The organism is Flavobacterium psychrophilum DSM 3660 = ATCC 49418 (assembly GCF_002217405.1).
GTDB classification, from domain to species: Bacteria; Bacteroidota; Bacteroidia; order Flavobacteriales; family Flavobacteriaceae; genus Flavobacterium; species Flavobacterium psychrophilum.
In genome coordinates this window covers 37,917-60,253 of the sequence record NZ_MUHE01000002.1, presented here as the reverse complement: position 1 = coordinate 60,253, position 22,337 = coordinate 37,917, and the positions used below count along the sequence as shown (strand labels likewise).

At 31.7% G+C, this 22,337-nt stretch carries 21 protein-coding genes; 6 read left to right on the top strand and 15 right to left on the bottom strand.

Annotated elements, in window-relative coordinates; genetic code table 11:
- Positions 1 to 117 precede the first annotated feature (117 nt).
- The 3 genes from yaaA to B0A57_RS00305 all read right to left on the bottom strand — a co-directional run bounded on the left by yaaA (position 118) and on the right by B0A57_RS00305 (position 6,347).
- Positions 118 to 876 carry a peroxide stress protein YaaA gene (yaaA, locus tag B0A57_RS00315; RefSeq protein WP_011962877.1) on the bottom strand — a complete coding sequence of 253 codons (759 nt, stop codon included), beginning with the start codon at positions 874 to 876 and terminating at the stop codon, positions 118 to 120.
- Positions 877 to 994: 118 nt separating this feature from the next.
- Entirely contained in the window at positions 995 to 3,397 is a 2,403-nt protein-coding gene (locus B0A57_RS00310) for an alpha-ketoacid dehydrogenase subunit alpha/beta (protein ID WP_011962878.1), read from the bottom strand.
- Positions 3,398 to 3,581: 184 nt separating this feature from the next.
- Positions 3,582 to 6,347, bottom strand: a complete 2,766-nt coding sequence (locus tag B0A57_RS00305; RefSeq protein WP_011962879.1) for a gluzincin family metallopeptidase — start codon at positions 6,345 to 6,347, stop codon at positions 3,582 to 3,584.
- A gap of 575 nt (positions 6,348 to 6,922) precedes the next feature.
- On the opposite strand from B0A57_RS00305, the gene B0A57_RS00300 reads away from it, so the two are divergent.
- On the top strand, positions 6,923 to 8,896 hold the full coding sequence (locus B0A57_RS00300) for an endonuclease (RefSeq protein WP_034097992.1): 1,974 nt from the start codon (positions 6,923 to 6,925) through the stop codon (positions 8,894 to 8,896).
- 405 nt (positions 8,897 to 9,301) lie between these two features.
- Here B0A57_RS00300 and B0A57_RS00295 read toward each other — a convergent pair whose 3' ends face one another.
- The 7 genes from B0A57_RS00295 to B0A57_RS00265 all read right to left on the bottom strand — a co-directional run bounded on the left by B0A57_RS00295 (position 9,302) and on the right by B0A57_RS00265 (position 13,956).
- Positions 9,302 to 10,162: a TerC family protein gene (locus B0A57_RS00295; RefSeq protein ID WP_011962881.1), complete on the bottom strand. Its 861-nt coding sequence runs from the start codon at positions 10,160 to 10,162 to the stop codon at positions 9,302 to 9,304.
- 40 nt (positions 10,163 to 10,202) lie between these two features.
- Positions 10,203 to 10,574, bottom strand: coding sequence for a hypothetical protein (locus B0A57_RS00290; protein ID WP_034097995.1), 372 nt, complete (start codon positions 10,572 to 10,574; stop codon positions 10,203 to 10,205).
- A 247-nt stretch (positions 10,575 to 10,821) separates the two neighbouring features.
- Complete coding sequence (locus B0A57_RS00285; RefSeq protein ID WP_034097997.1) at positions 10,822 to 11,049, bottom strand: DUF6095 family protein; 228 nt, start codon at positions 11,047 to 11,049, stop codon at positions 10,822 to 10,824.
- Positions 11,050 to 11,155: 106 nt separating this feature from the next.
- Entirely contained in the window at positions 11,156 to 11,965 is an 810-nt protein-coding gene (gene murQ, locus B0A57_RS00280; RefSeq protein ID WP_034097998.1) for an N-acetylmuramic acid 6-phosphate etherase, read from the bottom strand.
- Between the two features lie 39 nt (positions 11,966 to 12,004).
- On the bottom strand, positions 12,005 to 12,385 hold the full coding sequence (locus B0A57_RS00275) for a PH domain-containing protein (RefSeq protein WP_011962885.1): 381 nt from the start codon (positions 12,383 to 12,385) through the stop codon (positions 12,005 to 12,007).
- A gap of 48 nt (positions 12,386 to 12,433) precedes the next feature.
- Positions 12,434 to 13,102 carry a ZIP family metal transporter gene (locus B0A57_RS00270; protein ID WP_011962886.1) on the bottom strand — a complete coding sequence of 223 codons (669 nt, stop codon included), beginning with the start codon at positions 13,100 to 13,102 and terminating at the stop codon, positions 12,434 to 12,436.
- Positions 13,103 to 13,191: 89 nt separating this feature from the next.
- Positions 13,192 to 13,956: an SAM-dependent methyltransferase gene (locus B0A57_RS00265; RefSeq protein WP_034097999.1), complete on the bottom strand. Its 765-nt coding sequence runs from the start codon at positions 13,954 to 13,956 to the stop codon at positions 13,192 to 13,194.
- A 128-nt stretch (positions 13,957 to 14,084) separates the two neighbouring features.
- On the opposite strand from B0A57_RS00265, the gene B0A57_RS00260 reads away from it, so the two are divergent.
- The gene (locus tag B0A57_RS00260; protein ID WP_034098000.1) at positions 14,085 to 15,257 is read left to right on the top strand and encodes a THUMP domain-containing class I SAM-dependent RNA methyltransferase; all 1,173 of its coding nucleotides are present in this window, start codon (positions 14,085 to 14,087) and stop codon (positions 15,255 to 15,257) included.
- 66 nt (positions 15,258 to 15,323) lie between these two features.
- On the top strand, positions 15,324 to 15,557 hold the full coding sequence (locus tag B0A57_RS00255; protein WP_011962889.1) for a hypothetical protein: 234 nt from the start codon (positions 15,324 to 15,326) through the stop codon (positions 15,555 to 15,557).
- Between the two features lie 165 nt (positions 15,558 to 15,722).
- On the opposite strand, the gene B0A57_RS00250 is transcribed toward B0A57_RS00255, so the two are convergent.
- The 4 genes from B0A57_RS00250 to rlmD form a co-directional block, all read right to left on the bottom strand.
- On the bottom strand, positions 15,723 to 16,175 hold the full coding sequence (locus tag B0A57_RS00250; RefSeq protein ID WP_034098002.1) for a hypothetical protein: 453 nt from the start codon (positions 16,173 to 16,175) through the stop codon (positions 15,723 to 15,725).
- 230 nt (positions 16,176 to 16,405) lie between these two features.
- Positions 16,406 to 17,143 (bottom strand): DUF6048 family protein, encoded by a 738-nt coding sequence (locus tag B0A57_RS00245; RefSeq protein WP_011962891.1) that lies wholly within the window; start codon positions 17,141 to 17,143, stop codon positions 16,406 to 16,408.
- 130 nt (positions 17,144 to 17,273) lie between these two features.
- On the bottom strand, positions 17,274 to 17,780 hold the full coding sequence (locus tag B0A57_RS00240) for a DUF6452 family protein (RefSeq protein WP_034098004.1): 507 nt from the start codon (positions 17,778 to 17,780) through the stop codon (positions 17,274 to 17,276).
- A 32-nt stretch (positions 17,781 to 17,812) separates the two neighbouring features.
- Positions 17,813 to 19,228, bottom strand: a complete 1,416-nt coding sequence (gene rlmD / locus B0A57_RS00235) for a 23S rRNA (uracil(1939)-C(5))-methyltransferase RlmD (RefSeq protein WP_034098006.1) — start codon at positions 19,226 to 19,228, stop codon at positions 17,813 to 17,815.
- A 366-nt stretch (positions 19,229 to 19,594) separates the two neighbouring features.
- Here rlmD and B0A57_RS00225 point away from each other — a divergent pair, with 366 nt between their 5' ends.
- From B0A57_RS00225 to B0A57_RS00215, 3 genes are all read left to right on the top strand, one after another.
- Entirely contained in the window at positions 19,595 to 20,143 is a 549-nt protein-coding gene (locus tag B0A57_RS00225; RefSeq protein WP_034098017.1) for a DUF1697 domain-containing protein, read from the top strand.
- A gap of 119 nt (positions 20,144 to 20,262) precedes the next feature.
- Positions 20,263 to 21,507, top strand: coding sequence for an ornithine--oxo-acid transaminase (gene rocD / locus B0A57_RS00220; protein ID WP_011962898.1), 1,245 nt, complete (start codon positions 20,263 to 20,265; stop codon positions 21,505 to 21,507).
- Between the two features lie 12 nt (positions 21,508 to 21,519).
- Positions 21,520 to 21,987 (top strand): DUF5362 family protein, encoded by a 468-nt coding sequence (locus B0A57_RS00215; RefSeq protein WP_034098019.1) that lies wholly within the window; start codon positions 21,520 to 21,522, stop codon positions 21,985 to 21,987.
- 56 nt (positions 21,988 to 22,043) lie between these two features.
- Here the strand turns inward: B0A57_RS00215 and B0A57_RS00210 are convergent, their stop codons facing one another.
- The gene (locus B0A57_RS00210) at positions 22,044 to 22,322 is read right to left on the bottom strand and encodes a DUF2752 domain-containing protein (protein WP_034098021.1); all 279 of its coding nucleotides are present in this window, start codon (positions 22,320 to 22,322) and stop codon (positions 22,044 to 22,046) included.
- Positions 22,323 to 22,337 lie beyond the last annotated feature (15 nt).

Sequence of the window (22,337 nt, the reverse complement as noted above, 5' to 3'; positions counted from 1 at the left end):
ACAAAGTTTACAAAGTAAAAACACAAAGTTTACAAAGTAAAAACACAAAGTTCACAAAGTAAAAACACAAAGTTCACAAGGAAATATTTTCTTTGTGAACTTTTTTGTTTAATAAATTTATCTCGTAAAAACCAACGTATTTCCTTTCGACAAATTTGCATCAAAAGAATAACCTTCGTAATTAAAACCTTTCAACCCGTCTAATGTTTCAATATCATTATCAATAATATAGCGAACCATCAGCCCACGAGCTTTTTTGGCAAAAAACGAAATTATTTTTAATTTTTCGTCTTTATAATCTTTAAATTCGGGAGTAATTATAGGAACTTTTAATTTTTTGGTGTCAATAACAGAAAAATATTCGTTACTCGCCAAATTAACAAATAATTCATTGTTTTTTAGTTCCTTATTTAAATCATTTGTTACTATTTCTTTCCAAAAACTATATAAATTTTTATGTTCATTAATTGGCAAATGTGTTCCCATTTCTAATCGGTAGGCTTGCATCAAATCTAATGGTTTTAGGATGCCATATTGTCCTGAAAGAATTCTTAATTTGTTTTGTAAAACGGCTAATTTTTCTTCAGCAATAGAGTAGGAGTCAAGCCCATTATATACTTCTCCGTTGAAGGTGTATATTGCTGGACGTGCATTTTGGGTTGTAAATGGTGTTGTAAAATTTTTATTTCGTTGCCAATTTAGTTGGGCTAAATTATCTGATATATGCATTAGTTCAGATAATTCTTTGGGATTTAATTTGTTTAAAACCGAAACTATTTCTTTGCTTTGTTTTAAATAAGCTGGTTTTGTAAACTGATTGTTAGGTAATGTTTTTTCGAAATCTAAAGATTTGGCTGGCGATATTACTATTTTCATTTGTAAACTTAAATTTAGTTTGCAAATATATGAAAAAGTAAAAGTCATAAATTTTTTATATTTATATAAAAAACGCCGAACAATTTTGTCGTTCGGCGTTTAGATGTGGTAAGGATTTTTAGTACAAACTCGGAAACTGGATAGGATTTGCTTCGTGCATTATTGCATATACTTTTTCAAAAATGTCTTCGGCTGATGGTTTCGAGAAATAATCGCCATCTGTTCCGTAAGATGGTCGGTGTGCTTTTGCGGCTAATGTTTCAGGCTGACTATCTAAAACCATGTATCCTTTTTGCTCATCGATAATTTGTTGTAAAATATAAGCCGAAGCACCACCAGGAACATCTTCATCTATAATTAACAAGCGGTTTGTTTTGGTTAATGATTTTACAATATCGTGGTTTATATCAAATGGTAATAATGATTGTATGTCTATAATTTCGGCATCGATGCCTATTTCTAATAATTCTTTTGCGGCTTGTTCTACTAATCGTAAAGTTGATCCGTAGGAAACTAGCGTGATGTCGTTTCCGGATTTAATAGTTTCAACTATGCCAATAGGGGTTTTAAATTCGCCTAAATTGGTTGGCATTTTTTCTTTCAATCGGTAGCCATTCAAACATTCTACCACAAGAGCAGGTTCGTCGGTTTCTAATAAAGTGTTATAAAAACCGGCTGCTTTGGTCATATTTCTAGGAACCAAAACGTGAATACCACGAATGGCATTAATGATCATTCCCATGGGCGAACCAGAATGCCAGATTCCTTCTAGGCGGTGACCACGGGTACGAATAATAAGCGGTGCTTTTTGGCGACCAGCAGTTCTGTATTGTAAAGTTGCCAAATCGTCGCTCATGATTTGTATGGCGTAAAGCAAGTAATCTAAATACTGAATTTCGGCAATAGGTTTCAACCCACGCATGGCCATTCCTATTCCTTGCCCCAAAATGGTGGCTTCACGAATACCAACATCGGCAACACGAAGTTCGCCGTATTTTTCTTGCATTCCTTCTAAACCTTGGTTTACATCTCCAATATTTCCTGCATCTTCTCCAAAAATTAAACTTTCTGGATATTTTGTAAAAATAGCATCAAAATTATCTCGTAAAACCAAACGAGCATCTACTTCTTCTGCAGAATTATTGTAAGTTGGTAAAACTTCTTTTACCGAAAATATATTTTTATCTGATTGTGAGAATAGGTGTGAGCTAAATTTGGGTTGTATTTTATTTGTGTAGTTAGTAATCCAATTGGCTAGTTGGTCTTTTTTGTTTTCTTTGACGATTAATCGTAAAACTTTGCGAGCTGTTGTAATGGTGTCTTTTCTTATTGGCTCTTTTATTGAAGCTAAATTAGCAGCATATTTTGCTATAAAAACTTTGTTTTCGCTAGTATTTGCAATGGTATTTAGTAATGAGACTAATTCGTCTCTTTCTTCTTTAATAGGGTTAAGATAGGCTGTCCAAGCTGCTTTTTTGGCTTCTAAAACGTTTTTTTTAGCTTGATTGTCTATGGTTTCAATTTCTTCGGCGGTGGCTATATTATTTTCTATCATCCACAATTTCATTTGGCGTAAGCAATCGAAATTTGCTTCCCATTCTAGTCTTTCGGCATTTTTGTAACGCTCGTGTGATCCAGAAGTTGAATGGCCTTGTGGTTGAGTGAGTTCTCGAACGTGAATTAATACAGGAACGTGCTCTTCACGAGCTATGACAGAAGCTTTTTGGTAGGTTTCTACTAGTGTTGGATAATCCCAACCGTTTACAGTAATAATTTCGTAGCCTTTATTTTTTTGATCACGTTGAAAACCTTTTAGGATTTCTGATATGTTTTCTTTGGTAGTTTGATGGCGTGCATGAACCGAAATTCCGTATTCGTCGTCCCAAACGCTCATGACCATTGGTACTTGTAAAACGCCCGCAGCATTGATGGTTTCGAAGAATAAACCTTCAGAAGAGGAGGCGTTTCCTATAGTTCCCCAAGCTACTTCATTTCCTTGTTCGGAAAAATTGGTTTGGTTTATTCCAGAAACGTTTCTATATATTTTTGATGCTTGTGCGAGTCCTAATAAGCGAGGCATTTGCCCAGCTGTGGGAGAAATATCTGCGCTAGAGTTTTTTTGTTGTGTTAGGTTTTTCCAATTTCCATTTTCGTCTAATGAATGTGTAGCAAAATGCCCGCCCATTTGTCGACCAGCACTCATGGGGTCATGTGCTAAATCTGTATGACCGTACAAACCTGCAAAAAATTGTTGCATTGTCATTTGTCCAATCGCCATCATAAAGGTTTGATCACGATAATATCCCGAACGAAAATCTCCATTTTTGAAGGCTTTTGCCATTGCTAATTGTGGGATTTCTTTACCATCTCCAAAAATTCCGAACTTGGCTTTTCCTGTTAAAACTTCACGTCTTCCTAGTAAACTGCATTCGCGGCTTGTGGTTGCGATGGTATAATCTTGTATAACTTCGGTCTTAAAATCTTCAAAAGTTAAGGGCTGTTTTTCTTCTACTTGTGTCATAAATTATGAAATGTAATGATGACAAATTTAAGTAAAAACTAGTTATGTTGTATATATGTAGCGAAAAATATTATTGAATTATTAATATATTTTTTGTAAATTGTAAACATAAAATTACATTATATGTTTTTAATTATTGTTTTTTGTAAGTTTTGTTTAAAAACAGAATCGAAACACTGAAATATTAAAACCATTTTCGTGTAAAAAGCCCAATAAGTGTTTTAGGGTTAAATGAGGCTGTAAATCTAATTTTTTCTTGATAATTTTTTTGTCCCATTTCGAATCCGTTGCTAGAATATATGGGAAAAAATAGCTCGAAATAACCTGGTACAAGATCAAGATGTAAACCGCTATCGTAAACAAATTTAGGGTTTTGTCCTTTGTTTTGGTACAAACCTATATCTCCGTACATTTCTATCCAGTGCCATATTGATGAAGTAGCGTTTATGGTTGTCATCCATTTGTTTGCATACGGATTTGCAAATTTAGATTTAAAACCGCCTTCGGCAATTATTATTTCTTGACTAAACAATCCTGTACTTTCTGAGCGACCGTAATAATTATAATCGAATAAATAATCTTTGGGTCTATCTAATCCGAAGCTATAAAATTCGGTGCTGGTATTTTTGTATATAAAGGTGCCTGCATACAATCGTAAACTGAATTGATAGTTGTTTTCTAAAAGTTTTCTATAACCAATTTCGGTCGAAATTTTACCAAAATCGCCTGAAAATTGTAGGTCTGTTCCTAGACCAAAACCTTTTGCAATTTCTGAATTACTAACAGAATATCTTGCATTAAAAACGGAATAACGTAGCGGAGTATCTGTGGTTATTGTTTTTGTTGCGCTGGTAATAGGTGCTAGGTCTTTGTTTACAAATATGTTTCTAAAAGTAAGATATTGCCTTTTGTTGCTTCGCAAATCAGAATCTCTAAATTTAAATTGTACTACGGGGTTTATTTTTAAATAAGCTGCATTTTGAATGTAATGATAGTAAGAACCGCTTAATCCGTATTTTATTTCGTATAATTTTTTATCTCTATATTGTTGCCTAAAAGCAATGCTTCCATAACCAGTAAACGACTTGGTTTTTGAAGAATAACTTGGGCTAACGTCGTATATAAATGTTCTATTTATAAATGATTTGTTGTGTAAACTTAATGATGTAATTATTCCGTCGTATAAATTATAGGTAATTTCTGGTAAATAAAAAATTTGATTATAAGCAGGGTTTTCTAAATCTTTAAAAAAATTAAATTGTAAGGGTCTGTTTAGCGATAAAAAGCCTTTTAGGGATTTGTAATTATTTCTGGCATTAAATTCAGGGATACTATTGTTGTAATTTAATACTAATTTGTCTGCAATATTTCGAGAAATAGCAAAAGTTGTATCATTTTTTACGTTGTATAGCCATTGGCTAAAAACAACTTCTTTGTTTTTTAATCCAGTTATAGTTATAGGAACTATTGCGTTAGAATTATTTTTTATGGTTATAGAAATACGGTCTTTAGTTTTGTTTATTGTGCCAAATTTATAATCGATAATTTTTCTGGAATTAATTAAATTAGAAAAAAACCAATCGATATTTTGATTGGCTTTTTTGCTCAAAATAGTTTCAAAATCAGAAGAAGTAGTTTGTTTTTCTTTATTTAGAGCCAAAAATTCTCTAAAACTATTTTCAACAGTACTGTCTTTTAGTACCAGGTTTAAATATTTAAAACTTAATCCTGCTTTGTATTTTCCTGCAATTTGTTCGTTAAATTTGATAAAACTTTCTTTAGATTCGCCTATAGTTTGGTCTAAATTATCTCTTGCCATAAGCAAATATAAATACTTATATTGCTCATTAAAGTTTGCATTTACTAAATTATAGCCTTTCAGAATTTTATATTTAGAAAGATTGCCTAGCATTTTTAATTCGGGGTAATTTTCATCAATATATTTCATCATCATATACACCTGAATTGCATCAAATATATAACCGCTTTTTCTTAGATCTATTTTTAATGATGCTTTTAGGTAATTATACAAATATGCTTTTAGGAATTTTATTTCATACAAGAAGTCATTTGGAAAAGGACTAATAAAAGCGGGTAATTGATTTAATCCATAAAAAGGATTTCTCTCATAATCTGCTTGAGAAATCATTATTGTTTTCTCAGTAATTTCGCCTAAATTATGGGTAACATAATTTACAATTTTATCTATAATAATCGCTTTTTGAATACCATTTAGTTTCGTTTCAGATAAATTTGTTTGCACTTCGATGTTGTCATTCTTAAAACTTTCGTAGCTGTTATTTTTTTCGATCGCTAATTGAATTTGATCGCTATTCTGATTCTTATAACGGATCGTTTTAGTTGTCTCGTTTTCAGTTTGATTGCTAAAATTTAAATTGCAAGTTATCTCATAGCTTTTGGGAATTACAAAATCGATATTTATGGTTGTGTAAATTGCATTGGCTATATCCTCAAGATTTTCGTTGCTGTAATAAGCAAACTGTCCGTTGCTGGCTAGTCGTGCCAATGATAAAAAACAGTTGTTTAAAATATATTTGCCATCATTATAGCCAAAACGAGTAAATTTTGAGTTAGGAATTTTTAAACTATATTCTATAGTAAGCGTAACAGATTTTGACGTTTTAAGACTGTTTTTTAAAACTATTTCTATAATATCAAGATGATTTTTAGCACGATTGTATTGTGCGATAGAATCATTTACGAGTATTTTAGTTATTGTAGTATTTCCTCTATCTCTATTAGGAGCCAAATGAAAATTTCTAACATATTCGTCCGAAAAACGTTTGCCTAAAGGAGAATATTTATTAGAATAGGCATTGTTCCAGTCGTTAAGTACCAATTTTGAGAGCGGTTTGTCCGAATTATTTATAAATTGTATGGTTTGCGTAACGATTAAGCTGTGGGAAACTTCATTTAATACAACAGTCATTTTAGTTTGCTGTTGCCCATAATTTCTTGTTATTAGGAGTAAAAAAGCAAATAAAAAGATAGTTTTAGTGCAAAAATTATAGTTTCGAGCCAATATGATATAAATTTATACTGCAATGTAGTGTAATAATACTTTTTTTAGATAATTTTAAATCTGAATTTTAAAATTAATTTACAATAAAAACAAACTATTCATTTTTAGTTAGTTATGGTTTTGTTAACGGGTATTATAAAAGGTTTTGTGTTGGTGTTTTTTTGTTGAATGTGTTTTGAATTTTAATTTTTTAATAAATTTGAAGCCCTTACCACTCTTTAGCCATGTTTTTTTTTATTTTTTCGCATATTTTTATCTAAACAGTAACCAATTTTCTAACACCTAACCCTGCTAAATTAGTTCTCGTTTGAAACCACCTTGTAAAACCGAAATAAACGCTGTATCTTTACCCTAAAGACTGGGTTTTTTAGGGTTAAATTATGTAGTAATAATTTAATAATGTACGAAATATTTGTCTTTTAGTAAACTAATTAACCTATGTTTTATTGATTTTTCAATAACATATATAATCTGCTAATAAAATGATAAAAAAACTACTTTTACTACTTTTATTTTGTAATTCAGGATTTTCGCAAGTTGTGATTAACGAATTAGATCCAGATACTCCCAGTACCGATGTTTTAGAGTTTATAGAGCTAAAATCTGTTACATCAAATTTTCTATTAGATGGTTATGTTTTGGTTTTTTATAATGCGGGCGGCGCTCCTTATGCTGGAACGGGTAGTTATTATGCCCTAGATTTAGATGGATATTCGACAGATGTAAATGGAATTATTCATTTTGGAAACCCTCAAGTTTCGCCAACTCCCGCATTTATTCTGCCAATTACAACGATTCAAAACGGCCCAGATGTTGCTGCTCTTTATTTAGGTGACGCTACAGATTTTCCAATAAATACAACAGCTCACGCGAGTGGATTGATAGATGCATTAGCCTATTCTAATGCCGCCACAACAAAACCAACTGCATTAATGACAATTTTAGGACTTACTACTTGCATTAATGAAAACCTAAATTCTTTGCCAGCTACACAATCTATTCAACGAAAAAATGATGGGACTTATGAATTGAAAGTACCAACTCCAGGAATGAATAATGACGGTTCAGGAATTGTATTAAATTATTTACGATTAACAACTAATGTATCTACAATAACAGAAGGGCAATCGCTTACAGTCACTTTTAGCACAACAAATGCAGTTACAGGAAGTGATCTGGTTATTAATTTTTCTTTAAATAATGGTGCTTTTACAACCGCAGATTATTCAGGAACCACATCAATAACAATTCCTATTGGCCAAACAGTTGGTAGTACAGTAATACCAATTTTAAATGACAGAATTAATGACGGCGACGAAGAAATAAAAATTGTTGTAGGTGCTTTGCGTACTGGATATAGCTTGTATAATAATAATATAATTATTAGGGTAAATGACATTAATTTTGTGACTTTACCATTTGGAAGTCCCGCAAACCCTACTAGAGGATTAGTTGCCAGTACAGCTCCAGTAGGATATTATTCGTCGATAGAAGGATTATCTGGTGCCGCATTAAAACAAGGATTGCAGGATATAATTGCAAACCCATCTGTTATTCATGCTCACGTTTATGGAGATATTTATGATATTTTAAAAGTTGCAGACCAAAATCCAGAAAACAGCAATCAAGTTTGGTTAATTTATAATGAAGCACCTCGGTCTAAAATAGATAATCAAACAGGAAATAGTATTGTAGGAAAATGGAATCGAGAGCACATATATTGTCAATCCAGAGGCGGTTTTGCAGATGCCACCTCAAATACACCACAAGGAATAAATGTTTGGAATACTTCCGGAATGCCAGGTCCTAATAATATTTCTACGGGACACGCAGATGCACATCATATTAGAGCCGTAGATGGTCAGGAAAATTCTTCAAGAAATAATCGAAATTACGGAGTCGATTATAACGGACCAATAGGAAATCCAGGCACTTGGAAAGGAGATGTGGCAAGATCATTGTTTTATATGGCAGTTCGCTATAATGGTTTAAATATTATTAACGGAAATCCTATAGATACAATTTTAGGACAAATAGGAGACTTATCTTCATTATTGCAGTGGAATAGAAATGATACATCTGATGATTTTGAAATGAATAGAAATAATTATATTTATACTTGGCAACTAAATAGAAATCCTTTTATTGATTATCCCGATTTAGCAGATTATATCTGGGGACCTAAAGTAGGTTTGCCATGGTCTGTTACATTATCAAGACCAGATTTTAACGAATTGCAAATAGCAATGTATCCAAATCCTACTAAAGATTTTATTACAATTTCTGGATTAACTCATGAAGCTAAAATTGAAATTTCTTCTATGGCTGGTTTAAATGTTTATAAAGGAAGTTATAAAAACAATGACAAGCTGAACTTAAATTTAGCTTCAGGAATTTATATGGTAAAAATTATAGAAGATACTAAATGGGTAATTAAAAAGCTGATTATTAAATAGCCATTCCCTAAAAAAACTCTTTTTAAGTTTTTAGATTTATTAAAAAATTAAAGAATTAAAAACAAAGCACTATTTGTGCTTTTATTTGGTTGTATCTCATTTTTAGAGGATACCAGATAAAAGTGTGCTATTAATATCACCAGCCACGCCTTTTAGGAAGTTTAATCCTAAGGCGTGGTTTCTTTTTAAATGTGATATTGTTGGCGCTATTACTACGATTGCCCTAAATATTTATAGGTATTGCTATTTGTGTGTTTTCAAACTTGTGTAATACTACTAAATTGGCTCTCTTTGCTTGGTTATTATGGGGCTGTTTTCGTCAATTTTACAAAAGCATAACCCCATAATAATTTAAGGTAAATTGTTAAATTTAAAATGATTAAATTGTTTTTAAGGGGTAACTAATTAATCTGTTATATCCGAATTTTCTAATTCTTTATCTTTTATTGTGCTGTTATGTAATTTTACAGGATTTTTAGTTTTTTTCATTCGTAAATTTAAAAATTCTACAAATAAAGAGAAGAAAATAGAAAAGTATAAATAACCTTTTGGTATAGACCCTACTTCGACATCATTGCCAAAACGGAAATGAGCTAAGTGCGAACCTTCGGCTAATAACATGACACCAATTAATATTAAAAATGATAATCCTAAAATCTGAATTGTCGGATGGTTATTTACAAATTTGCTTACAGGGCCTGCAAAAATCATCATAATTACTACCGAAATTATAATGGCTAAAATCATAATAGCTAGTGCTCCGTCATAACCAAATCCGCCTTCAGCTGGAGATTTCATGCTAATTAATCCTACGGCGGTTAGAATACTATCAAACGAAAAAACTAAGTTTAATACCGCAATTTGAATTATAGCTGCCACTAATGTATTTCCTGATTTTGCTGTTCCTTCTTCTTCCTCTCCTTCCATTTTATGGTGAATTTCTGATACCGATTTGTATAATAAGAACAAACCACCACCAAAAATAATTAAACTCTGCCCTGTTATATGTGCTGAGAAAAAGCTTAAATTGATATCTAAAATCGATTTTTGTAATCCCAATACCCAAGTAATTCCAAAAAGCAATATAATTCTAAACGCCATAGCTAACAAAAGTCCAATTCTACGGGCTTTTGGCTGATCTTTTTCAGCTAATTTTCCAGAAACTATCGATAGGAATACAATGTTGTCTATTCCTAAAATAATTTCTAAAAAAGTTAATGTTAGTAAGGCAATCCAAGCATCAGGGTTTGTTAATAATTCTATCATTTTTGGGTAAATATTTAGTGTTTAAAGTAATTATACGTAGTTAATCTGTTTTTGTTACAGTTCCTATTTCTTTTTTTGCTTCTCCTACATAAGAATATTCAAAAGTATATGTTTTTTTGTTTGTTGTCATTATTCTCATCGAAATCGACTTTTTTTCTTGCATATTCTTGGGGTGTAATTTTTGCAAAATACATTCGCAATCGTTTACCCAGCGAACTGTTGCGGTATCTGTTTTTCCTTCAAAAGTTTCTATTTGTAGGTTTTGGGTGCGCTGGAAAGTCGATGTTTTTTTAACTTTATCAATCACTTGCGTAAAGGTAAATTTTCCAGTTTTAAAATCTTTGCAATTTCGTTCCTGATTGTAACAAGAAGCTAATAATAAGAGCAAAGGAAGTATAAATAATTTTTTCATGTTTTTTTAGGAGCTTTATCCTGCTTTCGGCTTTATCTTTTTGTTTCGCCGAAAAGGCTCTACAAAAAGGATATCGCCTCTATCAGGGCTATTTTAGTTTATCTAATTAGTGTGCTAAATGTTTGTCATGACTTCAATAATGGTATGACCTTTGTTTTAATGTATAATAGTATATAATTGTTCTATTGCTTTTTCGCCCAGTGTTTTGTAGTATAAAAACTGCTTTTTTATACTTTCAAGATATTGACTATTTGTTTCCATCAAATAAACTTTGCATGATTGTTTTTAATCCTCTAAACGTTAAAAATACAGCAAAAAAAGAAGCGATAATTCCAATTGCTAATACTAAATAATGCCATATATTTCCTTTGTTTACGAAAGCATTATAAATAATTGATGGCCCTATAAAGTACAACGGTAATGCCCATGCAATGTATTTTATTCCTTTAAATAATATTTCTTTATTTGTTGACATATAATGTTTTGATTTATTAATTTTTTAAGTGTGAGATTGTATCAATAAAGAAAAAAACGCATAATTCTAATTTTAAACATGATGTCTTTTATCTGTTTTCTCTCCTCTAATTAAAATTATCTATGGCTTTTCTTACACTTCCATATTTTTTCAATAACTCCGAAGCTTCTTCGTAACTCACCTTAATTTCGCTCATAATCATCTTAACACCACGATCTACGAGTTTGTCGTTACTCAACTGCATATCGACCATTTTGTTGCCTTTTACTTTCCCTAGTTGAATCATGGTTGCTGTCGAAATCATATTCAAAACCAGTTTCTGAGCCGTTCCAGCTTTCATGCGAGAACTTCCAGTTACAAATTCGGGACCTACAACCACTTCGATAGGAAATTGTGCCGTTTGCGACAACGGACTTTCTTCATTACAAGTAATGCAACCTGTTATAATGTTGTTTTCGTTGCATTTTTCTAATCCAGCAATCACATAAGGAGTGGTGCCAGAAGCTGCAATTCCAATGACTACGTCATTTTTATTAATATCAAATTCACATAAATCGATCCAAGCTTGTGTCGTGTTGTCTTCGGCATTTTCTACTGCTCTGCGAATGGCTTTGTCTCCACCAGCTATGATTCCGTTTACTAAATCGAAAGGAACACCAAAAGTTGGCGGACATTCCGACGCATCTACAATTCCTAATCTTCCCGAAGTTCCTGCTCCAATATAAAATAACCGACCGCCAAGATTTATTTGGGCAACAATTTTAGTAACTAATTTTTCTATTTGTGGTAACGCTTTTTCGACTGCTAAAGGAACAGTTTTATCTTCATTATTAATATTAGCTAACAATTCATGAACCGACATTTTTTCTAAATGTTCGTATTTTGAAGATTGTTCGGTGGTTTTTGTGAAAGTCATAATTCAGCTATTGAAACTTTGGCAAGTTAGTTTTGAAATTTATTTTAGCACATGAAAGGCAAGTACATTTTGTACATCATAAACATTTACCGATTTGTTGAATTGTTTTTTGATACTTGGTATAGTTTCACTTGAAACCCATATTTTTAATTCGGCATCTAAATCAAAAGTACCAGCAGTTTCAACGCTAAATCTTGAAATGCTTTTGTATGAAATCGATTTATATTCTGTTTTACTTCCTGTTAAACCTTGTTTCTCAATTAGAATCAATCGTTTGTTAGTAAAGATAAAAGTATCTCTTATAAGTTTAAATCCCAATTCTATCTCTTCTCCTTCAATAAGAAGTTTTGCGTATTCTTTTGTTAGTGTAGCTTGATCAACAGCTCCAGCGTTTCCTAATAAGGCAGAAAATAATCCCATACTATTTGTTTTATTTTAGTTTTTAAATGTAAAAATAAACTTTCGATTTTAAATAAAATATGCCAACCCAATGCCTAAAATAATCATCGAAATTTTAGCAATATTAAATTTGTGTCCTTCGCTACTTTCAAAAATAATAGTCGATGAAATATGAAATAATATTCCAATAACAATAGCGGTTATTTGTGTGTAATATTTGTTTAAAACAGGGAAACTTTCAGATACTAAAGTACCTAACGGAGTCATAACTGCAAAGGTTATCATAAATAAAAATAAAGTCGCTTTATTGAGCTGTGCATTCAAGAAAAAAGTGGTCAAAATAATAGCAATAGGGAAGTGGTGAATCGCAATTCCTATGGCTAAATCATGGTGGTGACCTACTGGAAATCCTTCTAACAAAGCATGCAAGCACAAACTGATAAAAAGTGCCCATGGCATTTGTGTTAGTTTGTCATGACCATGCACATGACCGTGTTCTGCGCCTTTCGAGAAAAATTCGAGTATAATTTGGAACAAAATTCCAATCATAATATAAATCCCGATAGCATGGTTTTTACTTTCGTAAACTTCTGGTAATAAATGAATCACAGTTAATGCCAACAAGAAAGAACCGCTAAAAGCCAATAATAATTTCAGATTGGTTTTGTTCTTCGGTCTGAAAAATAAAGCAATTGCAAAACCTAATAAAACAGATAATAGAGGTAAAAGATATTCCATTTAATTGTTTGTTCGTGGATTTGTGGATTTGGTTATTTGGCTGCTCATTACGAATAACCAAATCCCCGAATAACCAAATAATCCTTATTTTATTTAAAAATCATTATTAATCGTTCGCTTTCGGTTTTATGAAATTTTTTCAATTTATAATCACCAAAAATGTCTAATAAATAAATACCAGCTTCTTCCATCATTTGTTCAAAATTTTGTAAGGTTATCGCTTGTACTTTTTCTGTAAAATGGTGTTTTTCTCCTTTATCTTCAAAATTAATTTCTTTGTAAATATAACCCTCTTTTAGATAACGTTTGATATAAAAATTGATGCCATCAACCGTTTTTACTTCCTCAGGAACAAGATTTTCGATTACATGATTAACATTCATAAAATCGATAACGGCAAAACCATATTCTGATAAACTTTCTTTTATAGAAATTAAAGTTTTTAAATTATCGGCATCACTTTCAAAATAACCAAAACTAGTAAATAAATTAAAAATAGCATCAAATTTTTCTTCAAATGGCTCACGCATATCGTGAACTCTAAAATTTAAGTGCATATTATTATTTTTACTCGCTTCTGCAATACTATTTGGTGATAAGTCTACGCCTAAAACATTAAATCCCAATTGGTTTAAATAAATCGCATGACGCCCTTTGCCACAAGCTAAATCTAAAACAGTTGCTCCTTCTGGAAGATTTAAATAGTGGGTCAAATTATCCATAAAAACCTGAGCTTCTTGTAAATTTCTATCTTTGTAAAGTATGTGATAATAAGGTGAGTCGAACCAGGTGGCAAACCAATTTTTTTGTTTGGGTTCTAGATTTGAGGTATTGGATTTTTCAGATTCTAACATTGTTTGTTCTTTGAATTCGATTATAACTGCAAATTTAGTGTATTTTTGCAGAAAAATAACTATTGCATAGAGATTCCGTAAGTTTTGATTTAGGGTTTCATTATTGTAATTGACATTGATATTAAAAAATGGAAAATTTTAAAATGATTGCCAAAACTTTTTTTGGTTTCGAAGAAATATTAGCAAAAGAGTTAACCCAATTAGGTGCTCAAGATGTAGAAATGGGTACTAGAATGGTAAGTTTTGCTGGGGATAAGGGTTTTATGTATAAAGCCAATTTGTCGTTGCGAACGGCACTAAAAATCCTAAAACCTATCTATTATTTTAGAGCAAAAAGTGACGAAAATTTATACAAAAATATGCAAGGAATAGATTGGTCGAAATATTTAAACACCAATCAGACTTTTGTGATAGATACAACGGTGCATTCCGATTATTTTAAGCATTCGCAATTTGTATCTCAGAAATGTAAAGATGCGATTGTAGATCAGTTTAGAGCAAAAACGGGTATTCGTCCTAGTGTAGATAAAGATTTTCCAGATTTGAGAATCAATATTCACATAGATAAAGACCAAGTTTCTGTGGCTTTAGATACTTCTGGCGCTTCATTGCACCAACGTGGTTATAAAACAGCAACCAATATTGCTCCTATAAATGAGGTTTTAGCAGCCGGAATGTTGTTGCTTTCTGGTTGGGAAGGTCAAGGACATTTTATAGATCCTATGTGTGGTTCGGGAACTATTCTTGCCGAAGCCGCTATGATTGCTTGCAATATTCCTGCCAACATCAATCGTAAGGAATTTGCTTTCGAAAAATGGAACGATTGGGATAATGAATTGTTCGATAATATTATGAATTCGTTACTAAAGAAAATTAAAGAATTTCATTATACAATTGTAGGCCACGATAAAGCGCCAAGTGCCGTTCAGAAAGCGATTGCCAATATAAAAAATGCTAATCTAGATGAATATGTTACCATTTCTGAGCAAAATTTCTTTAACACAGAAAAAAATACAGAAGGGAAGTTGCACATGGTTTTTAATCCACCTTATGGTGAACGATTAGATATCGAAATGGAACGTTTTTACAGAGAAATTGGCGATACTTTAAAACAAAGTTATCCCAATACCAATGCTTGGTTTATTACCGCAAATCTGGAAGCATTAAAGTTTGTAGGATTAAAGCCTTCACGAAAAATTAAACTTTTTAACGGAAGTTTAGAAGCTCGATTGGTAAAATACGAAATGTATGAAGGAAGTAAGAGAACGAAGTTTCAGATTTCAGAGAGTAACGATTTGTAATTAAATTTAAAATAAATACCATCTTGTCATTTCGACGAAGGAGAAATCTCATCAAAATTTAAAAGCATGAACAAAAAAACAAAATCATTCGTTTATAATTTTCTTGGCTTTGCCATTATATTCTTTACAACAAGATATTTAGTAGCAATTTATACAAATCTAGAAGGTTATTTTATTCCAATTACTGCTTTTGTGGTAGGAACACTTTTGGCTCCAAAATTTCAAACTATTCAAACTAACGAAGGCGAGAAATTATTTATGAAATGGATTTTTATCAAAGGATTTAAGCAGATAAAGTAAGGTTTATAACTAGATGCTTCAAAAGTACTACGAATAACTAAATTATCACAGTTTTTTTAAGTATTAACATCTCATTGCTACAAGTGGTTTGGGGTTAAATTAAACCTTCTTTTCTAATTTTTCGATTGCCAAATCTCTTGTAGCAACTGTGTTTCTATAATTTTTTTATTTTACGGCTGTTAGTTTTATTTTGCCGTTTTTATCTTTTTTCCAAGTAAATTTTCCTATTTCTTTATTAATATTTTCTGTAGGCCTATTTTTACAATCTTTCCAAAATGATATTGTTTGAAGAAATAAATAAATTTTATTTCGTTTAATATAATAATTTCCCGAAACGGTTATTCTACATTCATTTCCACAAAATCCAATATTACCAGAAGTAAATTTCCCGTTTTCAAATGTTGTTATATTTCCATAAGGATAGTTGTCATTTGGTTCTTGTAATTCTATATAAGAAACGTTTGGATTATACTTAAAGTCTTTTAAACCAATTATTTGATTTGTTTTAAATTTTTTATTCTCAAATGTTTTTTTAAACAAACTGTCATTAATTTGAGCATTTAAAGTCAAGCTAAAACTAATTATCGATATTGTTAAAACTAATTTAATAAATTTCATCTCTTTGTTTGTTTAAAGTTTTGGCTAATTTTCTCACATTTCAGCAATTTTCCATTTACTGACACCAGTATTTTCGACTAAACAAAAGTTCGAAAAATTTTGTACGATGCTGGCAAATTTAAAGTTTCGTATTTTTCTATAAAGTTTGTTTTTCTAATTTTTATCCAGATTTTCGCATTGCTTTTCGAATAATTCTTGGAAAAAAGAAATAATTCCTATATTAAGAGAAATTATTTCTTTTTAGGATTTACTTTTTTTTTGCCACTAGATTTATACAAAGGAATAAAATAGCTAATCGTATAATTCCAACCTGCACCAAATTTTCCGTCATACGTTCTATTATATCCAGGAATATACAAATTATCAAAATTATCAGGTTTTTTGTTAGCAACTAAATAATTCATTCGTACGCTAAATCCAGCATACAAATTATTAAATAATTCTACCTTCATACCAGCAACGACTTCAACCCATTGAGCGGTTAATCCGTCATATTTTGTACCAGCTGCAACAGGTAGGGCGGTAGGGAAATACGTATCTGTATTGTATATCTTATAACTATTTAGTTCTTGACTAAATGTACTCACACCATAGCGCAAACCTATGTGAATCATATTTTCCATGTCTAACCAATTTTCGTAATTGTTAGAATCGAAACCTACTTTAAAATAAGTTCCTTTGGTTGTAAAATTAACAGTATTTTCTTCGGTAGTTTTATTTTCGTTACCAATTTCGGCCGCGAGATACATTTTTTTTGTTAAGCGATAATCGCCCACAAACTCTATTCCTTTATAATTTTTGTCATAAAAGGTTCTGGCTAGTTTAGACAAATCTGCACCCACACGCAAACCATATCGTTGTGTTTTTGGCACTAGTGTATCTTTCTTTTTATCTTGTGCAAAAGAGCCAAATGATAAAAATAAAATGAGAATAGCTATAAGTTGCAAGTCATAAAGTCTTAATGTCATAAAGTCCTGTGTGTATTGATTTTTATTTTTTTGTTTTTTTTCAAAAGTTTGAAAAACAAAAAAATATTGTAACCATTTATAACAAAGACTTGTAACTTTATGACTTTCGACTTTCGACTTTTTAAAGATATTAAAAGAAAATTTTAACATGAACTTCATCTTCGTTAAGAATTTTATATTTCTGAATCACAATTTCTTTAATCCAATTATCAGTATCAATAGTTTTTACAATTCCGTTAGGATTATCCAGTAAACTAAAAACCGTTTTGTAGCCACAAGCTCTAGAAATAAAAAGATCAGTTCTTGTATAATTAAGGGTTATTTCGTCTGTGTTTTGAAGAGAAGCATTTGTGTTTTTAGAATCATAAATAAAACTATATTTTGTAATATCGGCAGTAGTTTTTAGCGGAACTTCAATTTTGCTAACATTATTTTTTAAAATTCCAGTTGTCATTCCCTCGGCAATAATACCTAAATTGGTTACCATTTTTTTTGCTGTTGGATTCAAGTTGTCATAAAATTCGACAATCATTCTAGGAGTTGTTGGGGTTCCAGCTTCACAAATATCATCTTTCTCGCAGCCCAAAAACAGGTTTGCAATAAAAACTGCAATAGCAATTATTTTAAGTTTTTTCATAAATCCTAAATCAGAAATTTCTGAATGCTAAATTATTTTCTTTTCTCTAAAAGCACTACATTCTCCACATGATGGGTTTGCGGAAACATATCAACTGGGCGTACACGAGTCACTTGATACATTTCGTCCATCAAAGCCAAATCACGGGCTTGCGTTGCCGAATTACAACTTACATACACTACTTTTTCGGCCCCAATAGATAAGATTTGTTTTACCACATCAGCATGCATACCATCACGAGGCGGATCGGTAATAATTACATCAGGGTGACCATGTTGCGCAATAAAAGCATCATTAAAAACATTTTTCATATCACCTACAAAAAACTCACAATTGCTAATATTATTGCGTTTTGTATTTTCTTTAGCATCAGCAATAGCTTCAGGAACAGCTTCAACACCAATTACTTTCTTGGCTTGTTTCGAAACAAACTGCGCAATAGTTCCCGTTCCAGTATACAAATCGTACACGAGTTCATTTCCTGTTAATCCAGCAAAATCTCTAGTTATTTTGTACAATTCGTAAGCTTGTTCAGAATTAGTTTGGTAAAAAGATTTGGCATTTATACTAAAATGCAAACCTTCCATTTCTTCCAAAATATAATCACGACCTTTAAATAATTTTACATCTTGGTCATAAATCGTATCATTTGGTTTCCCATTAATCACATATTGCAATGAAGTAATTTCTGGAAAAGTTTCAGCCAAATGATTCATAATCAGCTCACGTTGCACTTTGTTTTCTTCAAAAAACTGAATTAAAACCATGATTTCGCCAGTCGAAGCCGTACGAATCATCAGTGTTCTAAGCAAACCTTCGTGATTTCTAGGATTAAAAAATTCTAAATTATTTTCTATCGCAAAACGACGAATTTCGTTCCTAATCGCATTCGACGGGTCCCCTTGCAAATGACATTTTGTAATGTCTAAAATCTTATCCCACATTTTCGGAATATGAAAACCCAACGCATTTCGGTCATCAAACTCCTGATCACTTTTTATTTCGGCTTCGGTCATCCAGCGAGCGTTCGAAAAACCAAACTCCATTTTATTTCTATAAAAAAATTGTTTTTCAGACCCTAAAATAGTTTCAAATTCAGGCATTTCTACCTTTCCAATTCTTTTCAAGTTATTAAAAACCTCATTCTGTTTGTAAAATAATTGTTGCGAATACTTCATATTCTGCCATTTGCAACCGCCACAAACCCCAAAATGTTCGCAAACAGGCTCCGTTCTGTGTTCAGAATATTCATGAAAATAAATGGCTTTCCCCTCATAATAAGCCTTTCGCTTCTTAAAAGTTTGCACATCTACCACATCGCCAGGCACGACATTAGATATAAAAATCACCTTACCATCAGGAGCTTTCGCCACCGAAACGCCTTTTGCACCCGCATCAAGGACTTTTACCGTATCAAAGACGATTTTGTCTGTTATTTTTTTTCCCATGTTGCAAATATAACAATTGCAATTATCAATTATTAATTATCAATTATTAATTATTCATTATTTGTGCCCAATCCAGCATTTCGCTACAAATCCTCGTGGTAAACCCTTTTTTTCTAAGCCATTGCAAGAGCTTCCTTTGGTCGCTTTGCAAAGGCAAGAAAAAATAGGTTTTACCACTGCGGGTTTTTCGCTGCATTCTGGGGCAGTGACCTAGATTGTCTATAAAATATAACGCATAATTAGATCTAACAGGTTTCTAAAATCTGCTAGGTCTGTTCGTTTAAAAATGTTAATGTCCTTTAGGACGATTCAGTTGTATATTTAATGATTTAGTTTAAATTTACCGTAAATTACAAACAAAAAATAATGACAACCCATCTCGCACTCCTTCGTGGCATCAACGTTTCTGGTCACAATATGATAAAAATGGATGCACTAAAAAGCGCCTTAGAAAATATAGGTTTCCAAAATGTGCAAACCTATATACAATCAGGAAATGTATTTGTAGATACCGAAGAAGAAAATGGACCAAGTGTAGGTTTTACCATCAAACAAGAAATTTTTAAAGTTTTCGGACATGACGTTCCTATTGTAATTATTGGCAAACAAGATTTAGAAGATTGTTTTAATAATAATAGCTATCTAAAAGAAAAAGAAGCAGATACAAAGAAATTGTACGTCGCATTTATTTCGAAAGAACTAAATGCTTCGGCTTTAAATGATCTAAAAATTAGTCAATTTAAACCAGATGTAGCCAGTATCGATTCTAGTAGAATTTACATTAAATACGACATTGGCGCAGGAAAAACCAGATTAGATCAGAAATATATCGAAAAAAAACTAAACGTAACCGCAACCATTAGAAATTGGAATACAGTTACTAAGTTGTTAGAAATATTTTCCGAAAGAGTTTAACAGTTAAACCTTACTAAAGGTATAAACTTTATATCCTTTTTTGTATTTTTGTCAAAAATACGGATGATTTCTCTCCAAAAGAAGGAATTGAGATTACTAAAATCAATACAATTATCACCATGTCAGTATTAGAAAAAATCAGTTCAGAAGAAATTATTGCTTTAGAAGACAAACACGGAGCGCACAATTACCACCCGCTTCCAGTGGTTTTAGCTAAAGGCGAAGGCGTTTACGTTTGGGATGTAGAAGGAAAGAAATATTACGATTTCTTATCAGCTTATTCAGCAGTAAACCAAGGGCATTGTCACCCGAAAATTGTAGGCGCAATGATAGCCCAAGCCCAAACATTAACACTAACTTCTCGTGCCTTTTATAATGACAAATTAGGTCCTTACGAAGAGTTTATTACCAATTATTTTGGTTTCGATAAAGTATTGCCTATGAATACAGGTGCCGAAGCAGTAGAAACGGCTTTGAAACTATGTAGAAAATGGGCTTACGAGAAAAAAGGAATTGCCGAAAATGAAGCGCAAATTATTGTTTGCGACGGAAACTTTCACGGAAGAACAACCACGATTATTTCTTTTTCTAACGATGAAAATGCACGTAAAAACTTTGGTCCTTATACCGCAGGTTTTATTAGCATTGCTTATGATGACTTGACGGCTTTAGAAAATGTTTTAAAATCATCAAAAAATATTGCAGGATTTCTAGTAGAACCTATTCAAGGAGAAGCTGGTGTTTATGTTCCTTCAGAAGGATATTTGGCAAAAGCCAAAGCACTTTGTGAAGCACACAATGTACTATTTATTGCCGATGAAGTGCAAACAGGGATTGCCCGTACAGGTAAATTATTAGCCGTAAACCACGAAAATGTACAACCAGATATTTTAGTTTTAGGAAAAGCAATTTCGGGTGGCGCTTATCCAGTTTCGGCAGTATTGGCAAATAACCATATCATGAATGTTATTAAACCAGGACAACACGGATCTACTTTTGGAGGAAACCCAATTGCAGCAGCAGTTGCTGTTGCCGCACTTCAAGTAGTTACTGATGAGAAACTAGCTGAAAACGCAGAAAAATTAGGAATAATTTTCCGTTCGGAATTAGCAAAATTCATCCAAACTTCTACCATTGCAACCTTAGTACGTGGTAAAGGTTTATTAAACGCTGTCGTAATAAATGATACCGAAGAAAGTGATACCGCTTGGAATATTTGTATGGCTTTGCGTGATAACGGATTATTAGCCAAACCAACACACGGAAATATTATTCGTTTTGCCCCACCATTAGTAATGAATGAAGAACAATTGTTAGATTGTGTTTCTATAATTATTAAAACATTGAAACAATTTGAAAACTAACAATTAATTATAATGATGGAAAACCAAAACAACAACGAAATGCATTTGAATACTTCTGCATTAGAGTTTCTAAAAGAAAGCGCAAAATGGTCTAAATTTTTAGCTATTATAGGTTTTGTAGGAATAGGATTTATGGTGTTAGCAGCTATTTTTATGGGAGCTGTTATGTCTATGATTCCAATGGCTACTCAGACTATGGCGTTTAGTCCTCTTGGTGCTATTCAAGAATTTGTATCAATAATTTATTTAATTATTGCTGCAATATATTTTTTCCCTGTGTATTATTTGTATAAATATGCAAATGACACAAAAATTGCCATTGAAAATAATGATAGCCAATTGTTATCTAACGGATTTGGTTTTCTTAAATCGCATCATAAATTTTTAGGTATAACTATGATTGTTGTTTTATCATTTTATGCACTAATGTTTATAGGACTTATTACAATGGGGCTTTTTGCAGCTTCATCTGTTATATAAATTTATTTTTATAAAAAAATCCGTTTAGTTTTTTTTAGACTAGACGGATTTTTTATTTAAAATAGTTTGTAAATATAGGAAATAATCATAATTACAGCATTAATAATTGCCAATAAAATGATTAGTTTGTTGTAGTTTTTAGACTTATTAAAAAAATTTAATCCCAGAATTATAAAAAATAAAATAGTAGTATAAATGGCGGGAAACATATAAAAAGCTTCTGTAAATTTGCCTTTTAGCACTAAAATTAGCGCTCTTTGTGTACCACAGCCCAAACAATCTACGCCAAAGAGCGTTTTACTTAAGCAAGGAATCATGAATTCTTCAATTTTCATTTTCTGATAAAAAAA

Coding starts and splice junctions, on each gene's coding strand:
- rocD (WP_011962898.1), top strand. CDS start 20,263: ATGTCAGTATTAGAAAAAATCAGTTCAGAAGAAATTATTGCTTTAGAA.
- B0A57_RS00270 (WP_011962886.1), bottom strand. CDS start 13,102: ATGGAATATCTTTTACCTCTATTATCTGTTTTATTAGGTTTTGCAATT.
- B0A57_RS00225 (WP_034098017.1), top strand. CDS start 19,595: ATGACAACCCATCTCGCACTCCTTCGTGGCATCAACGTTTCTGGTCAC.
- B0A57_RS00265 (WP_034097999.1), bottom strand. CDS start 13,956: ATGTTAGAATCTGAAAAATCCAATACCTCAAATCTAGAACCCAAACAA.
- B0A57_RS00245 (WP_011962891.1), bottom strand. CDS start 17,143: ATGACATTAAGACTTTATGACTTGCAACTTATAGCTATTCTCATTTTA.
- B0A57_RS00300 (WP_034097992.1), top strand. CDS start 6,923: ATGATAAAAAAACTACTTTTACTACTTTTATTTTGTAATTCAGGATTT.
- B0A57_RS00240 (WP_034098004.1), bottom strand. CDS start 17,780: ATGAAAAAACTTAAAATAATTGCTATTGCAGTTTTTATTGCAAACCTG.
- B0A57_RS00310 (WP_011962878.1), bottom strand. CDS start 3,397: ATGACACAAGTAGAAGAAAAACAGCCCTTAACTTTTGAAGATTTTAAG.
- B0A57_RS00215 (WP_034098019.1), top strand. CDS start 21,520: ATGATGGAAAACCAAAACAACAACGAAATGCATTTGAATACTTCTGCA.
- B0A57_RS00250 (WP_034098002.1), bottom strand. CDS start 16,175: ATGAAATTTATTAAATTAGTTTTAACAATATCGATAATTAGTTTTAGC.
- murQ (WP_034097998.1), bottom strand. CDS start 11,965: ATGACTTTCACAAAAACCACCGAACAATCTTCAAAATACGAACATTTA.
- B0A57_RS00285 (WP_034097997.1), bottom strand. CDS start 11,049: ATGTCAACAAATAAAGAAATATTATTTAAAGGAATAAAATACATTGCA.
- B0A57_RS00210 (WP_034098021.1), bottom strand. CDS start 22,322: ATGAAAATTGAAGAATTCATGATTCCTTGCTTAAGTAAAACGCTCTTT.
- B0A57_RS00295 (WP_011962881.1), bottom strand. CDS start 10,162: ATGATAGAATTATTAACAAACCCTGATGCTTGGATTGCCTTACTAACA.
- B0A57_RS00260 (WP_034098000.1), top strand. CDS start 14,085: ATGGAAAATTTTAAAATGATTGCCAAAACTTTTTTTGGTTTCGAAGAA.
- B0A57_RS00290 (WP_034097995.1), bottom strand. CDS start 10,574: ATGAAAAAATTATTTATACTTCCTTTGCTCTTATTATTAGCTTCTTGT.
- B0A57_RS00305 (WP_011962879.1), bottom strand. CDS start 6,347: ATGACTGTTGTATTAAATGAAGTTTCCCACAGCTTAATCGTTACGCAA.
- B0A57_RS00255 (WP_011962889.1), top strand. CDS start 15,324: ATGAACAAAAAAACAAAATCATTCGTTTATAATTTTCTTGGCTTTGCC.
- rlmD (WP_034098006.1), bottom strand. CDS start 19,228: ATGGGAAAAAAAATAACAGACAAAATCGTCTTTGATACGGTAAAAGTC.
- yaaA (WP_011962877.1), bottom strand. CDS start 876: ATGAAAATAGTAATATCGCCAGCCAAATCTTTAGATTTCGAAAAAACA.
- B0A57_RS00275 (WP_011962885.1), bottom strand. CDS start 12,385: ATGGGATTATTTTCTGCCTTATTAGGAAACGCTGGAGCTGTTGATCAA.